Source organism: Methylobacterium hispanicum, assembly GCF_022179285.1.
Lineage (GTDB): Bacteria > Pseudomonadota > Alphaproteobacteria > Rhizobiales > Beijerinckiaceae > Methylobacterium > Methylobacterium hispanicum.
The window spans coordinates 71,927-86,571 of sequence record NZ_BPQO01000016.1; the positions used below are offsets into that span (position 1 = coordinate 71,927).

The following is a 14,645-nucleotide window of genomic DNA, read 5'->3' on the forward strand; positions in this document are numbered from 1 at the left end:
CCGCACCGGGCCGGCTCTAACGGCCACCGTTGTATTCGGGCAACGACGGCTTGCCACCGAAGATGACCTGCGAGGGGTCGCGCTCGAGGCTCTTCACCGTGCGGTTCAGGGCGCCGAGCGTGCGCTGGCCGTCCGTGGACAGGGCCTCGACCTCGCGCCTGCCCGAGCCGGAGAGCCGGTTGAAGCTCGTCGCGATGTTGGCGGTGCGCTTGTCGAGGTTCTCCGATAGCGTCCGGAAGGCGCGGCCCGCGTCACGCACCGAGATCGCCGCCTCGCGCACCTCCGTGAAGGTGGAGGAGCCCTGCTGGCCGGAGGCCGAGCCGAGGAAGCCCTCGGCGCCCTTCAGCACGCCGTCGATGCGATCGGCCGAGGCACTCAGCTTGGCCGCCAGCGCCCGCGCGTCGTGCAGGCCGGCCTCGATGTCGGGGCTGGCATTCGCGAGCGCGCCCGAGAAGCGGTCGGCATTCTGGATGACGTGGTTCAGGCGCTCGCCGTCCACCGCCTTGACGAGGCCGGCGATCGAGGGACCGGCATCGGCCAGCGTCTTCGAGAAGGCCTCGACGTTGGCGAGCGTGCGGTTGATCGCGCCCTCGTTGCCGGCCACCACCTTGTCGAGGCGCTGGAGCACGTCGTCGGCGCGCTGGGCGATCTGCTTGGCCGCCGCCATCATGTCCTGGATATCGGAGGAATCGGCGAAGATCGTCGGCGGCTCGCCGTTCTGGCCGGGCTTCAGCGCGGGCGCGTCGGCGTTGCCGCCCGAGAGCGCGATCACCGAGACGCCGGTCAGCATCGCCGAATCGAGGCGGGCACGGGTGTCAGCGCGCAAGGGGGTCGCGGGCTCGACCTTGATCTGCGCGATCACGCGCCGCGGGTCCTGCGGCAGCAGGCTCACCTCCGTGACCTCGCCGACCTTGATGCCGTTGAAGGTCACGCTGGAGCCGCGCGACAGGCCGCCGACGCTGCCCGAGAACACGATCCGCACGCCCTGCGCGACCTGACGGGAGGAGCCGCCCGAGAGCCAGAACACGAAGCCGAAGCCGGCCAGGATCACCGCGAGGGTGAAGGCGCCGATGAGGGCGTAGTTCGCGCGCGTCTCCATGCTCAGCCTTTCATCCGAAGGTCGCGGACGGCGCGGTGCGGGGCCGCACGAAGCGCGGCATTCATCGGATCACACATGGACGTCACCCCCCGTGACGATCGCGCGGGCGCGCTTCCCGTGGAAGTAGGAGCGCAGCCAAGGGTGGTCGTGGGCCAGCATCTGGTCGATGGACCCCGCCGCGATGATCTGGCCATCGCCGAGCGCCGCGATGCGGTCGCAGGCGGTGTAGAGGCTGTCGAGGTCGTGCGTCACCATGAAGACGGTGAGGCCGAGGGTGCGCTTCAGCGTCGCGACGAGGTCGTCGAACTCGCCCGCGCCGATCGGGTCGAGGCCCGAGGTCGGCTCGTCGAGGAACAGGATCTCGGGGTCGAGCGCCAGCGAGCGGGCGAGCGCCGCGCGCTTGATCATGCCGCCCGACAGTTCCGACGGGTACTTGTCGGCGGCCTCGGGCTTCAGGCCGACCATCTCGATCTTCAGCCGGGCGAACTCGTCGAGCAGGCGCTCGGAGAGGTTCAGGTGCTCCCGCATCGGCACCTGGATGTTCTGCTTGACGGTGAGCGCCGAGAACAGCGCCCCGTGCTGGAACAGCACGCCCCACCGCTGCTCGACACGGCGGCGCTCGGCGAGGCTCATCCCGTCCATGTCCTGGCCGAAGACCCGGATCGTGCCGGAGCGCTTCGGGATGAGGCCCAGGATGGTGCGGGTGAGGACCGACTTGCCCTGGCCCGAGGGGCCGACGAAGCCCATGATCTCGCCCCGGCGGATATCGAGGTCGAGGCCCTTCAGGATCGTGCGGTCGCGAAAGCCCACGACGAGGTCGCGTACGCTGATGATCGGCTCGGGCTGTGGGGAGGTCGCCTGCACGCTCGCCTCAGAAATCGATGGCCGCGAAGAAGACCGCGAACAGGCCGTCCAGCACGATCACCATGAAGATCGACTTGACCACCGAGGCGGTGACGTGGCGCCCGAGCGATTCGGCCGATCCCTCCACGGCGAAGCCCTCGATCGTCGCGATGATGCCGATGACGAGGGCCATGAAGGGCGCCTTGATCAGGCCGACGAAGACGTGGTGCAGGCCAACCGCCGCCTGAAGCCGGGCGAGGAACTGGTCGACGGTCAGCCCGCCATAAAGCATCGCCGTCAGCCCGCCGCCGAGCAGCGCCGAGAGCGCGCCGATCAGCGTCAGCATCGGCAGCCCGACGACGAGGGCCAGGATGCGCGGCACGATCAGGACCTCGACCGGGTCGAGGCCCATGACGCGCAGCGCATCGACCTCCTCGCGCATGCGCATCGAGCCGATCTCGGCGGTGAAGGCCGAGCCGGAGCGGCCCGCCACCATGATCGAGGTGAGCAGCACGCCGAGCTCGCGCAGGATCAGGAGGCCGATCAGGTTGACCACGAAGGTCTGCGCGCCGAAGCGCTGCAGCTGGAAGATGCCCTGCTGGGCGACGATGCCGCCGACGAGGAACGAGATCAGCACGATGATGGGCGCGCCGCTCAAGGCGACCTGCTCGACCTGGTTGACGAAGGCGCTGGTGCGGAAGCTGCGCGGACGGGCCGCGACGCGCCCGCAGGCCGCCACCACCTCGCCCAGGAAGGCGACGCCCGTGACGAGGTCCTGGCCGGCGCCCACCACGCGCCGGCCGAGCCCGTCGAGGGCGCCGTGGATCCGGCCCATCGGCGCGCCCGCGCCTACCTCCGGCTCGCGCAGCGACATCTCGCCGAGCAGGATGCGGTACTCGGGCGTGGCGCCCGCGTAACTCAGGCGCCCGCCCGCGGCCTCGATCTCGGCCCGCGTCCGCTCCAGGACCCAGGCGCCCAGCGTGTCCAGCCGCTCGATCGGCGCGAGATCGACGACGACCGCGCGCCCGGCCGCCGCCTCGGCGATGCGCCGGACCGCGAGCTCGACGGAGGCACCCCGGTCGGCCGTCCAGCGGCCGGCGAGCGCGAGGCGGCCGTCCGCGACGTCCGAGACGCGCGCGGCCGAGACATCCTCGACGTTCCGGGTCCGTGCGACGCTCAGCACGCGCGGCCTCCGCTGGCTGCCCCTCGGGCTCTCGTGTTCATCACGCCGCCCTTCCTGCGCCCCTGTTATGACGAGATTAGGGTTACGCTCCGGTGTTCATTCCTGGGCCGCGCGTGCCCTGGCGCACATGCCGACGCGCGGCCATCGCCGTGAGCGCGAGCCCGGCGACCGCGAGCGGCGCCATCAACGCGAAGGCGAGGGGGCCCCCGGCCCGATAGGCGAAGCCGGTGAGGATCGTGGCGCTGGCCGAGACCGTGGCGTTCACGGCGCTCAGCGTCCCCTGGGCGCGGCCGCGGGCGCCCTCGGGCGCGAAGCCCGAAACCGCCGCCATCGCGCCGAGCTGGGTCGCCCCGAACGTGAAGCCGTGCAGCGCCTGGAGTGCGACGAGGGCCGGCAGCCAGTCGCCGAGGGCGTAGAGCCCGAGCGACCGCACCAGCGCGGCGGTCCCCCCCATGGCGAGCAGCCGGAACGGCGTGCGCCAGCGCCCGGGCAGGCGCCCGATCAGGGCGAAGAGCAGGATCTCCGAGAGCACGCCGACGCCCCAGAGGCCGCCCACCGTCGCGGTCGACAGGCCCTGGCCGGTCCAGTGGATGCTGCCGAAGCTGTAGATCGCCGCATGGCTCGCCTGGATCGCGGCGGCCGCGCCGATGCAGAGCCAGAGACGGCCCGGCAGAGGGGGCCGGGCGCCCCCGATCGCGCGTGCGGGCGCGGGGGCCACGTCCCGGCTCGCGTAGGCGACGCCGCTGGCCACGAGCGCGAGGCCGGTGAGCAGAAGCGGCACCGCGACCTGCCCGCCGAGCCCGCCGAGCAGGGCGCCGCCCGCGAGGTTGGCCACGAGAAATGCCACCGAGCCCGCCATGCGGATGCGGGCGTAGTCGAGCCGCGGCCGGGCGCGCACGGCGGCCAGCGTCAGGTAGTCGATGCTCGGCACGAGCGGCGCGCCGGCCACCGCGTTCAGCACCGTCAGCGCGGCGAGCAGCCCCCAGCCCAGAGGCGCGGCCGCCGGCATCAGCCCGTAGGTCAGCGCCAGCCCGAGGCTCCCGGCGAGCAGCAGCGCGCGGGCGCCGACGCCGCGGTCGATCAGGCTCATCAGCGGCGCGGTCGCGACGATGCGGGTGGCGATCGGCAGGGCGAGCAGCAGCCCGATCACGGCCGGGTCGAGACCGAGCGCGTCGAGCCAGACCGGCATGAACGGCATGGCGATGCCGATCTCGACGAAGACCACGGCGTAGAGCAGCGCGAGGCGCGGCGCGCCGGTCTCGGCGGGGGCGGGGGCCTGGGACAAGGGGTTCCGGGACTTCGGCGGGGCGGAGGCGGCGCGGGTTCGTAAGCGCGCGTTAAACCCACTCTGTCAAATGTGCGGGGTTCGCCGCGGCCGCTCCCGCCGCGCCGGGCTCCCGTGCGAGGACGCGTTCATGTCCGGATACCAGTCGCTGACGCCCTACGAGCCCGATGCCTACGAGGTGATCGCCCGGGCCATGGCCGAGAGCGAGCGCGGGCGCTGGTTCCTCGACGAGCACGCCCGGCGCAACCGCGGGCCCGACACCGGCACTCTGCTCGACGCGATTGCGCGGCTGGAGAGCGCCGTGACCGCGCAGCGCCCGCCCGACGACCTCGCGCACCTGCGCGGCAACCTGCTCGACATGGCCAACGCGATCAGCCGGACCAAGGCCGAGATCGCCGCGATCAGCGCGCCCGGCCAGGACCAGACCCGCCTCGGCTCGGCCTCCGAGGCGCTCGACGCGATCGTGCGCACCACCGAGCGTGCGACCTCCGACATCCTCGGCGCGACCGAGCAGATGCAGGAGGCGGCCTGGCTTCTGCGCGAGCGCGGCGTCGAGCCGGAATTCTGCGACCGGCTCGACCGGCACGCCACCCAGATCTACACGGCCTGCTCGTTCCAGGACCTGACGGCGCAACGCACGGGGCGCATCGTCCACACCCTGCGCTACCTCGAGGATCGGCTCGCCTCGATGATCGCGATCTGGGATGCGGAGGGCGAGCGCGTCCCGCAGGCGCCGGAGCGGGCGGAGGTCGCCGCCGACCTCTGCCAGAGCGACGTGGACCGCTTCATCGACGCCGAGGGGCCGGCCATCCCGGTCTCGCCGCTGCTCGGCGCCACCGCCCTGGACGACGACCTCGCCTTCGTGCAGGCGCCGGACTCCACCGAGGCGTTTCCCGCGGACGTCATGGACGCGGAGCCGGCGGCCGACGCGATCGCGTTCGCCGCCCGCGAACCGGTCGTCGCGGCCGTGTCGGAGACCGCCGAGATCGCGCAGGCGGAGACCGCCGAGGCCGACCTCGAGGTGGCCGAGATCACCGTGACGGAGATCGAGGCGGACGTTGCCCCGAGCTTCGACATCGCCGATTCCCTCACGGCGCTCGAAGAGTCGATCCTCGAGACGCCCGAGCCGGCCGATGTGTTCGCGTCCGAGGGTGAGCTCGAAGAGATCGAAGCCCTGACCCTGCCGACAGCCCTCGAGGCGGAGGCCCCGGCGCAGGCCGAAGCCCGCAAGGAAGAGGCCACCAGCCTCGACGACATCGACCTCCTCAGCATCGAGGAGAAGCTGGCGCTGTTCTCCTGAGCGGACGACGCGTCGCGGTCGCCGCCGCGCGCGGATCGGTCTATGGGGCTTGGCCCGGGTAGCACGCCCGGTCCGAGCCCCCGATCGTCTCAGCCCCGTGACCAAGCCCATCGCCCAGCCCGCCCTCCACCTGCTCAAGCTCAGCGTCGGCACGACCTCGATCGCCGACCTCGCCGCCTGGCAGGCGCAGCGCCTCCGGGAGGCCGCGCTCGCGGGACGCGCGCCGGCCCCGTTCCACGTCACCCGCATGGTCCCCTCGCGCCGCGCCGAGATCGTCGGGCGCGGCTCGATCTACTGGGTGATCAAGGGGACGCTGTGCTGCCGCCAGCCGGTGACGGCGATCGAGCCCGTGACCGGCGCGGACGGCGTGCCGCGCTGCCGCCTCGTCCTCGGCGAGCCGCTGGTGCCGGTCGCTCCGCGGCCCTGCCGTCCGTTCCAGGGCTGGCGCTACCTCGCGGCGGCCGACGCCCCCGCCGACCTCGATGCGGCGGCGGCGGGCGACCTCGCCGAGATGCCCGAGGCCCTGCGCCGGGAACTTGTCGGCCTCGGGCTCCTCTGAAGACTGCCTATACGAAGATGAGAAGGGGGCGGGCCTGCCGGCCCGCCCCCCCGCACAGCGCGAATCGCTTCAAGCCCCCTCGAAGCGTCCGCTCGCGTGGGCCAGCAGGGTGTAGACCTTGCCGGTCTCCGAGGTGAGGTAGGCGTCGGCCCGGCGCGTGTCCGGATCGTTCTTCATCACGTCGCCGAGCAGGCGCTCGAACTCGCCGACGTAGCGATCGACCGTGCGGCGGAACTCCGCGTCGGACCGGTAGCGGCGCTGCACGTCCGCGAAGGTCTGACGGCCCTGCGCCGTGTAGATGCGCGGGTCGAACAGGTTGGGTTCGCCGCGCCGGTAGCGCTCCCAGAGATCGACCGCCGTGCGGTGCTCGATCGTCCGGGCGATGTCGTTGGAGATGCTCTCCAGCGTCCGGTTCGGCTCGCCCGCGGCGACGGGCGCGCGGGCGGCCGGCTCGTCCTCGTCGAGCGAGGCGCGGGTCAGCAGGTCCGAGAGCCAGCCGCTCTTGTCGCCCGCTGCCGGGCGACCGGCCGGCTTGACGGTCGCGGGGCGGGTCGCCGCCGCCGTCGCAGGGCGTCCCGCCGCCGCGTTGGCGCCCGTGCGCGGCGCCGCGGCCTGGGCCGGAGCGGTCGCCGGCGCGGGCGCCGTCGCGGCCGGCAGGGAGGCTGCCGGGCGCGGCGCCGGCTGCGGCCGAGCGGCCGCCTCGGCCTCGCGGCGCGGCTCCGCAACGGGGACCGCCGGCCGCGCCGCGGGTTGGGCGGCATCGACGGCGCGGCTCGACTTGGCGACCAGGGCCGAGAGCTCGTTGAGAGCCTTGATCTGGTCGGAGACGACGCGGCGCATCTCGCCCGCCGCGTCCTGGGTCTCCCGCGGGAGTTCCAGCACGCCCTTGGCGAGGTCGGCACGGGTCTCCTCCAGCTCGCCCCGGATCTGTGCGGCCATCTCGCGCAGCGCCGTCAGCGACTCGCCGAAGCGGCCCTGCGCGGCCTCGAAGCCCGCGCGGATGTCGCGGGCCGCGGCGTCGAGGGCGGCACGCACCGCCTGCGCGGTCTTCTCGCCCTCCGCACCCGCCCCCGTGCCGAGGCCCGCGAAGGCCTCCGTGACGGCGTCGCCCGCGGCCTGGGCCGAACGGGCGAGGCTCTCGCCCACCGTGCGCGCCCGCTCCTCGGCGGAGGTCAGGCTGCGCTCGATCCCGTCCGCGAAGGCGCGGGTCCGGGCCTCGAGCACCTCCGAACGCTCCTCCATACCGGCGAGCGCGGCCTCGACGGCGCCCTCCCGGCCGTGGAGGGCGGCGGCCAGCCGCTCCTCGATGGCCACGAGCGCGCCCGCCGACCGATCGAGGTCCGCGACGTGGCCGCGGGTGATCGCGCCGAGCGCGCGGCCGCGCCCGTCGAGGGCCTCGGCGAGGCCGGCGGCCTCGCGCAAGGCGCCCTCGGCCACGGCCTGGAGGGCGCTCACCTGGGCGGCGACGCCGTCGCCGGCCTGGCCCGTCTGCCGGGCGACCTCCGCCAGGGCCTCCTGGATCTGGGCGATGCGGCCGGCAAGCCCCTGCTCGATCGCGCCGAGGTTCTCGCCCGCGTTGCCCAGGAGGTCGCGCAGGGCCTCGTTGGCCGAGTCGATGCGCACGAGCACGCCGCCGAGGTCGCGGCGCAGGCGCTCGTTGGTCTGGCCGAGATTCTCGATGGCTCGCGCGGCGCCGTCCTCGACCGCCTCGCGCAGGAGGCGGGCCGATTCCCGCGACTGCGCGGCCAGCGCCTCCGTGCGGGCCTGCAGCGCCTCGATCAGCGGCGCGCCGCTCTCGGCGAGCGCCCGCTCGATCGCGGCGCCGCGCTCGCCCAGCGCGTCGGCGAGTTGCAGCACCGGCCCGTCGATCGTGGCGCGCAGGCGCTCGACGTGGTGCCCCATCGCGGACTCGACCGCGCCGCCGCGCTCGTCCACGCTGGTGATGAGGGCGCCGCCCTTCTCCTCGATGGCGCGCACGAGGGATTCGGCGCTCTCGGCGAGGCGGCGGGACAGGGCTTCGCCGCGGGCATCGACCAGCTTGCCGAGCGCGTCGGCCCGCCGCTCGAAGCCCATCGACATCTGTCCGGCGCGCTCGTCCATCAGCTTGGCGACCGCGGCGTTGCGCTCGTCCAGGGCGGCGGCGAGCGCCGCCGTGTGCGCCTCGGCGAGGTCGGCGTGGCGCTGCGCCCGCTCGTCCAGGGCCGCGACGAGGCTCGCCATGCGCTCGTCCACGAGGCTCGCGAAGGCGTCGTGACGGTCGTCGAAGGCCGTGGCGAGCGCGTCGCCGCGGGCGGCCACCAGCGTCGCGAACAGCTTCATGCGGCTGTCGATGCGGCTGGTGAAGGCCTCGCTGCGGGCATCGACCGCCTCGGTGAGCGCCGTGCCGCGCTCGTCCACGTGGCGAACCAGGGCCTCGGTGCGGCCCTCGACCAGGGTGTCGAGGTCGTTGAGCCGCGCGTCGAAGGCCTCGGTGAGCGCACGCACGCGGGTCTCGACCGCGTCCGCGAGGTTGAGGGCCCGTCCGTCGAGCAGGCCCTCGATGGTGCCGCGCGCCTCCTCGAACAGGGTGCGCAGGGCATCGACCCGGGCATCGACCGTCTCGGCAAGGGCGCGGCCGCGCCCCTCGACGATCGCGTTGAGGCCGGCATGAGCCTCCTCGAACAGGGCACGCAGGCTCCGGGTGCGCTCCTCAACGCTCGCGGCGGCCTGGCGCTCCTGCGCCTCGACGAGACCCGCGATGGCGGCGGGCGCCTCCAGCAGCAGGCCGCGCAGGGCGCCGATCCGGCCCTCGATCTCGGCGGCGAGGCGGTCGCCGTGGTCCTGCGCCGCGGTGTCGAGCGCGGCGCGCGCCTGATCGAACAGGCCGCTCAGGCGGTCGGTGCGGGCCTCCAGGCTCTGCACCATCTGGCGCTCGCGGCTCTCCATGAGGCCCGCGATGGCCGCGGGGGCCTCCTCGAGGACCGCCCGCAGGGTCTGGACCCGGGTATCGACCGCGCCGGTCAGGCGGCTGCCATGACCCTCCACCAGCGCGCCGAGGGAGGCGTGCGCCTCGTCCAGCAGGCTGCGCAGTGACTGGATGCGGGCATCGACCGTGCCGGCGATGCGTGCGCCCTGCTGCTCGACGGCGGCGTCGAGGGCGCTGCGCGCATCCTCCAGCAGCCCCTGCAGACGCTCGGTGCGCCGGTCGAGGCTCTCGCCGAGTTCGCGCTCGCGGATGTCGAGCAGGCCCGCGATGGCGGCGGGCGCCTCGTCCACGAGGCTGCGCAGGGCGTGGACGCGTTCCTCGATCGCTCCGGCGAAGTGCTCGCCCTGGCGATCCGTCGCGGCATCGAGGGCCCCGCGCGCCTCCTCGAAGAGGGCGCGCAGGCGCTCGGCGCGCCGGTCGAGACTCTGCCCAAGCTCGCGCTCGCGGGCATCCAGCAGGCCGGCGATCGCCGCGGGGGCCTCGTCCACGAGGCTCCGCAGGGCATGGATCCGCTCGTCGATCGCCCCGGCGAAGTGCTCGCCCTGGCGCTCGACGGTGGCGTCGAGGGCGCCGCGCGCCTCCGCGAACAGACCCTGCAGGCGCTCGGCGCGCCGGTCGAGGCTCTGGCTCAACTCGCGCTCGCGCGTCTCCAGAAGGCCGGCGATGGCGGCGGGCGCCTCCTCCACCAGCGACCGCAATGCCTGGACGCGGCTCTCGACCGTGCCGGCGAGGCGCGTGCCCTGGTCGGCGAGCGCGCTGTCGAGGGCGCCGCGCGCGTCCTCGAACAGGGCGTGAAGGCGCTCCATGCGCTGCTCCAGGCTCCGGGCGAGCTCGCGCTCGCGGGTCTCCAGCAGGCCCGCGATGGCGGCGGGTGCCTCCTCCAGCAGGGCGCGCATGGCCTGCATCCGGTCATCGACCGAGCCGAACAGGGTGCGGCTGTGCTCGCCGACGGTGGTATCGAGGGCGGCGTGCGCCCGCTCGAACAGGGTCTCCAGGTAGCGGGTCCGGGCCTCCATCGACTGGCCGAGCTGCTCGCCGCGGCCGTCCACCAGGGTTTCCAGGTCGCCCAGGCGCTGCTCGAACAGGGCGGCGAGATCGCGGGTGCGGGCCTCCAGCGCCGCGGCGGCGCCACCCACCGACGCCTCGATGGTGGTGACGACCTCGCGGCCGCGGTTGTCGAGAGCCTCGCGCAGCGGTCCGATCTGGCCGTCGAAGCTCTGCGCCACGCTGGCGGCGTGCTCGCCGAGCAGCCCGCGGATCTGACCGGTGCGGTCGTCGAGCAGGTCGTGCACCGTGCGCACGCCCTCGTCGAGCAGGCTGCTGATATCGGAGGTGCGCGTCGTGAGCGTCCGCCCGAGGCGGCCCTCGCCGTCCTCCAGCATGCGCTCGGCATCCGCGATGGTCTGCTGCAGGCGGGCGAGCACGCTCTCGCCGCGCTGGTCGATCAGGCTCGCGAGCGCGGCGCCGCCGCCGTCGAACAGGCGTCCGAGCTCCGTGATGCGGCTGCCGACCGCACCGAACACGGTGCGGCCCTTCTCGTCGAGCTCGCCCGCCATCGCGGCGACGCGCTCGTCGACGAGGCGCGCGAGCTGCTCGGCGGCGTCGGAGAAGGCCGCACGCACGGCCTCCGTGCGGGCGGCGAGGTCCGCGTCGGCAGCGCGGGTGCGCTCGTCGACCAGGGCGGCGAGCTCGCGCACCCGCCCCGCCATGGCGGCGTCGGCGCTCTCGGTGCGCTCGGTCAGCGCCTGCATCAGGCCCGAGACGCGCTCGGCGAGCGCGGCGTCGATGCCGCCGGTACGGCTCTCGATCAGCGCGACCAGCTCGCGGGTGCGGGCCGAGAGGTTCTCGTCCACCGCGCCCGTGCGGCTCTCGATCAGGCGGATCGCCTCGAAGGCCTGGGCGCCGAAGCGCTCGTCGAGCAGGCGGCCGCGCTCCTCCAGCGCCGCACCGATCGCCTCCAGGCGACCCAGCACGCCCGTGTCGAAACGGCCGGCCCCCTCCTCGAGCTGACGGGCGAGTTCGGCGGTCTGGCGCTCCAGCCGGCCCGCGATCTCCTCGGCCCGGGCGGAGAGCATCGCGCCGACCCGGCCGCTGCGCTCCGACACCTCGTCGGCGAGGCTGCCCATGCGTCCGTCGAGGGTCTGCACGAGGTCGCGCCCGCCCTCCGCCATGATGCGTGCCATCTCGCCGGTGCGCACGATCAGCGCCTCGTTGAGCGCCGTGGCGCGCGCGCCCAGATGCCCGTCGATGTGGTTGACGAGGTTGGCGAAGGTCTCGCCGATCTCGCCCGAGCGCTTGGCGGTGCGCTCCTCGAGGGCTGCCAGATGCGTGTCGACGGCGGCCTGGGCGTCGCGGGTCCGCTCGGCGATGCGGTCGGCGAGCGCGGGACCCGCGACGGTGACGATCCGGTCGATCTCGGCGAGCCGGGTGCCGACGGTCTCGCCGAAGCCCGCGGTGTCGCGGCCGATCCGGTCGGCCAGGATGTCGCCCTTGGCGATGGTCTCCTGCAGGGCGGCGAGGCGGTTGCCCAGCGTCTCCTCGATCGCCCGCACGCGGCCGTCCGCGGTCTCCGCGAAGGTGGCGCCGCTCTGGCTCAGGGTGTCGGCGATGCGCGCGCCCTGCGTGGCCACCGCCAGCACGATGTCGCGCCCGGTCCCCGCGATGCGGTTGTGGGTCTCCTCGGCGTGGCTGGAGAGCAGATCGACCACGCCGCGGCCGTGGTTGCCGAGCGCGGTCTCGATCGCCTGGAGGCGGTCGGCCAGCTCGCCGCCGACCTGCTCGGCGGTCCGCGCGAGGGTGCCGGTGGCGGCCTCGGTGCGAGCCGCCATCTCGGCTTCCAGACGCTCCATGGCGGCGCGCAGCGCCGCAACGGCGGCGTCGGCCTGGCCGCCGAAGGCCTGGCCGGTGCGGGCCTCGGCCTCGCCGAGCCGGCGCAGGGTGCCGGTGGCGCGCGCCTCGATCGTGTCGCCGACCTCCTGCGAGATGCCGCGCAGCGCCTCGATGCTGGCGGCGACAGCCGCGGTGAGCTCGGCCGTGCGGGCGGCGGTCGCGCCGTGCGCACCCTCCGCGCTGGCCCGCAGCGCCTCGGCGGCGGCGTCCGCGCGGGCGGTGAGCTCGCCCGCGAAGGCGGCGAGCCGCCGCTCGAAGATCTCGACGACCTCGACGGTGCGGGTCTCCAGCTCGCCCGTCGTGCCGGCGGCGGCACGGCGCAGGGCCTCGCCCGCCTCGGCGCCGCCGCTGCCGAGCGCCGCCGCCGTCTCGGCGACGTTGCGGCGGATCGCCTCCACGGTCTCGGCGGTGCTGGCGTCGAGCTCGGCCTTGAGCCCCTCGACCGAGCCGCGCAGCGATCCGACCGCTTCGCCGGCGCCGCTCTCGAACGAGCGGCCGAGATCCGCGAAGGCGGTCTCGAGCGTCCGGGCCGCGTCCTCGGAGCGGGCCGCCATCAGGTCGCCGGCGCGGGTCCCGGCGGCGTCGAGGCGCGTCTCGAGATCGGCGCCCTGCACCGCGATGGTGGCGTGGAGGCGGGTCGCGACCTCCTCCATGCGCCCGGCGATCTCGGCCCCGCGCCCGACGACGATCTCGCCCGCGCGCTCGGCCGAGCCGACGAGATCGTCGCGCAGGGCCTCGGTCCGGGCCGAGAAGCTCTCGACCACCGCGCCGGCGGCGAGCGCCAGGGCGGCCTGCGCCTCGCGCCCGCGGTTCTCGATGGATTCGGCGACGCCGCTGCCGGCCGCCTCGATCGCCCCGCGCAGGGCCGTGCCGCGGGTCTCCAGATCCTGCGTGAAGGCGGCCCCGGTCTCGGCGAAGCGAGCGGTGATCGCGCCGCCCGTGGAGGCGAAACGGTCGGCGAGCTCCCCGCCGGTCGCCGCGAAGCGCTCGGTCAACTCGCTGCCTGTGGCGGCGAAGCGATCCGTCAGCTCGCCGCCGCGGGCCAGGAAGGCGCTTTCCAATGCGCCGGCGGAGCGCTCGAAGCTCTCGCGCACCGCGCTGCCCTGGCGGTCGAGCGCCTCGGCGACTCCGGCGCCGGTCTCGGCCAGCGTGCGGGCGACGAGGGTCGCATTCTCGGACAGCCGCTCGCTCACGCCGCTGCCCGCGGCCTCGAAGGCCTGCGTGACCGCGTTCGCGCGGGTCTCGAAGGTGCGGGTCAGGCTCTCGCCGACCTCGCCGAGGCTGCCGCGCACGCCGTCGCTCGTGGCGACCAAGCGCTCGATCAGGTCGTCACCCCGGCCCGTCATGGCGCCGACGACGCGCTCGCCCGCCTCGCCGAGCGAGGCGGTGATCGCGTGGCCGCGCGCGTCGAGCGCCTCGGTAACGCGCTCGCCGGCACCCGTCATCGCCGCGACGATGCGCTCGGAGGCGCCCTCGAGTTCCTGGCTGAGGCTCTGATGCGAGCCCGTGATGGCACCACGCACCCGCTCCGCGTTGGCGACGATCGCCTCGCGCTGGGCGACCAGCTCGTCCACGAGCGCGCGAATACGGATCTCGTTGTCGGAATATGCGCGCTCCAGCGTGGCGATCTCGCCGCGCACCAGGGTTTCCAGTTCGCCCGCACGGGCGAGCGCGCGCTCGACGCCGTCGCCGACCGCGGCGACCTCGCGGCGGACCGTCTGCGACATGGTCAGCACGGCGTCGGTGGAGAAGCTCTCGGGTTCGGCCAAGCGGACCGCCACCTCGCCGACCGCGCGGGCGACGAGGCGCATCTCCTGGGCGCGCACCGCCAGCATCGCGGCGATGAGGAAGAGGAAGACCGGCCCGGCGAGCGCCGCGGCTCCCACCGTGGCCTGGAGGGGCGTGAGGTTGGCCAGGAAGCCCTTCAGCTCGCCGCCCGACTGGATCCAGGCGATCAGCAGGAGGCCGTTCAGCCAGAGCGCAGCGCCGACCGCCGCGAACAGGTAGGGCTTGCGCGAGGGCCGGACCCGCAGGGTCTGCTGCAGGATGCCGATGTTGCGCCGGTCGTCGTTGGCGACCAGCGAGCGGTCGGGCGGCAACAGGCCGCCCTCGCGGCGGGCGCGCTCGCGGCCGGGCGGCGGCAGGTCGGAGGGGAGGGGCTGGTCGAGGTCGAGGCGCGGCGGCATCTGCCGGCCGGCCGGGTCCATCAGCGGCTCGGCGTCACCGATGTCCGGCAGGCGCGGCTCGGCCCGCTGGTCAATCCCGGGGGGCGTCAGGGCGTCGAGGTTCAGCGCCTGCTCGATCGCAGAGAGCGCCGCCTCGGCCGGATCCTTCAGCTTCTTGTCCGTCGCCATGCAACGCGCCCCGTTACGCCTCGCGCCTGCGGCCAGCGGAAATCCGGCCTCCGGGCGCGATTACCCGTTTACCAATGAAGTCTAGACGGCGCGGCAGGGCCCGGATACCCGAGCCTCCCGGCCGCCCCCCGAAAACCTTAACGGAATGGTTACCACGCCGCATCGGCG

General features: G+C 74.4%; 7 protein-coding genes. 2 read left to right on the top strand and 5 right to left on the bottom strand.

From position 1 onward, the window contains the following. Window positions 1–16: 16 nt before the first annotated feature. The 4 genes from MFF56_RS18280 to MFF56_RS18295 all read right to left on the bottom strand — a co-directional run bounded on the left by MFF56_RS18280 (window position 17) and on the right by MFF56_RS18295 (window position 4,410). Entirely contained in the window at window positions 17–1,099 is a 1,083-nt protein-coding gene (locus tag MFF56_RS18280) for an MlaD family protein (protein WP_066921417.1), read from the bottom strand. A 69-nt stretch (window positions 1,100–1,168) separates the two neighbouring features. Further along, window positions 1,169–1,963 carry an ABC transporter ATP-binding protein gene (locus tag MFF56_RS18285; protein ID WP_238230547.1) on the bottom strand — a complete coding sequence of 265 codons (795 nt, stop codon included), beginning with the start codon at window positions 1,961–1,963 and terminating at the stop codon, window positions 1,169–1,171. A gap of 7 nt (window positions 1,964–1,970) precedes the next feature. After that, window positions 1,971–3,122 (bottom strand): ABC transporter permease, encoded by a 1,152-nt coding sequence (locus MFF56_RS18290; RefSeq protein WP_066921427.1) that lies wholly within the window; start codon window positions 3,120–3,122, stop codon window positions 1,971–1,973. An 85-nt stretch (window positions 3,123–3,207) separates the two neighbouring features. After that, on the bottom strand, window positions 3,208–4,410 hold the full coding sequence (locus tag MFF56_RS18295) for an MFS transporter (protein WP_238230548.1): 1,203 nt from the start codon (window positions 4,408–4,410) through the stop codon (window positions 3,208–3,210). A gap of 130 nt (window positions 4,411–4,540) precedes the next feature. Here MFF56_RS18295 and MFF56_RS18300 point away from each other — a divergent pair, with 130 nt between their 5' ends. Further along, the gene (locus MFF56_RS18300; RefSeq protein WP_066922313.1) at window positions 4,541–5,710 is read left to right on the top strand and encodes a hypothetical protein; all 1,170 of its coding nucleotides are present in this window, start codon (window positions 4,541–4,543) and stop codon (window positions 5,708–5,710) included. A 97-nt stretch (window positions 5,711–5,807) separates the two neighbouring features. Then, window positions 5,808–6,269: a DUF1489 family protein gene (locus tag MFF56_RS18305; protein WP_238230549.1), complete on the top strand. Its 462-nt coding sequence runs from the start codon at window positions 5,808–5,810 to the stop codon at window positions 6,267–6,269. Window positions 6,270–6,338: 69 nt separating this feature from the next. Here MFF56_RS18305 and MFF56_RS18310 read toward each other — a convergent pair whose 3' ends face one another. After that, window positions 6,339–14,477 (bottom strand): apolipoprotein A-IV repeat region-like domain-containing protein, encoded by an 8,139-nt coding sequence (locus MFF56_RS18310; RefSeq protein ID WP_238230550.1) that lies wholly within the window; start codon window positions 14,475–14,477, stop codon window positions 6,339–6,341. Window positions 14,478–14,645: the final 168 nt, after the last annotated feature.

Coding starts and splice junctions, on each gene's coding strand:
- MFF56_RS18280 (WP_066921417.1), bottom strand. CDS start 1,099: ATGGAGACGCGCGCGAACTACGCCCTCATCGGCGCCTTCACCCTCGCG.
- MFF56_RS18300 (WP_066922313.1), top strand. CDS start 4,541: ATGTCCGGATACCAGTCGCTGACGCCCTACGAGCCCGATGCCTACGAG.
- MFF56_RS18310 (WP_238230550.1), bottom strand. CDS start 14,477: ATGGCGACGGACAAGAAGCTGAAGGATCCGGCCGAGGCGGCGCTCTCT.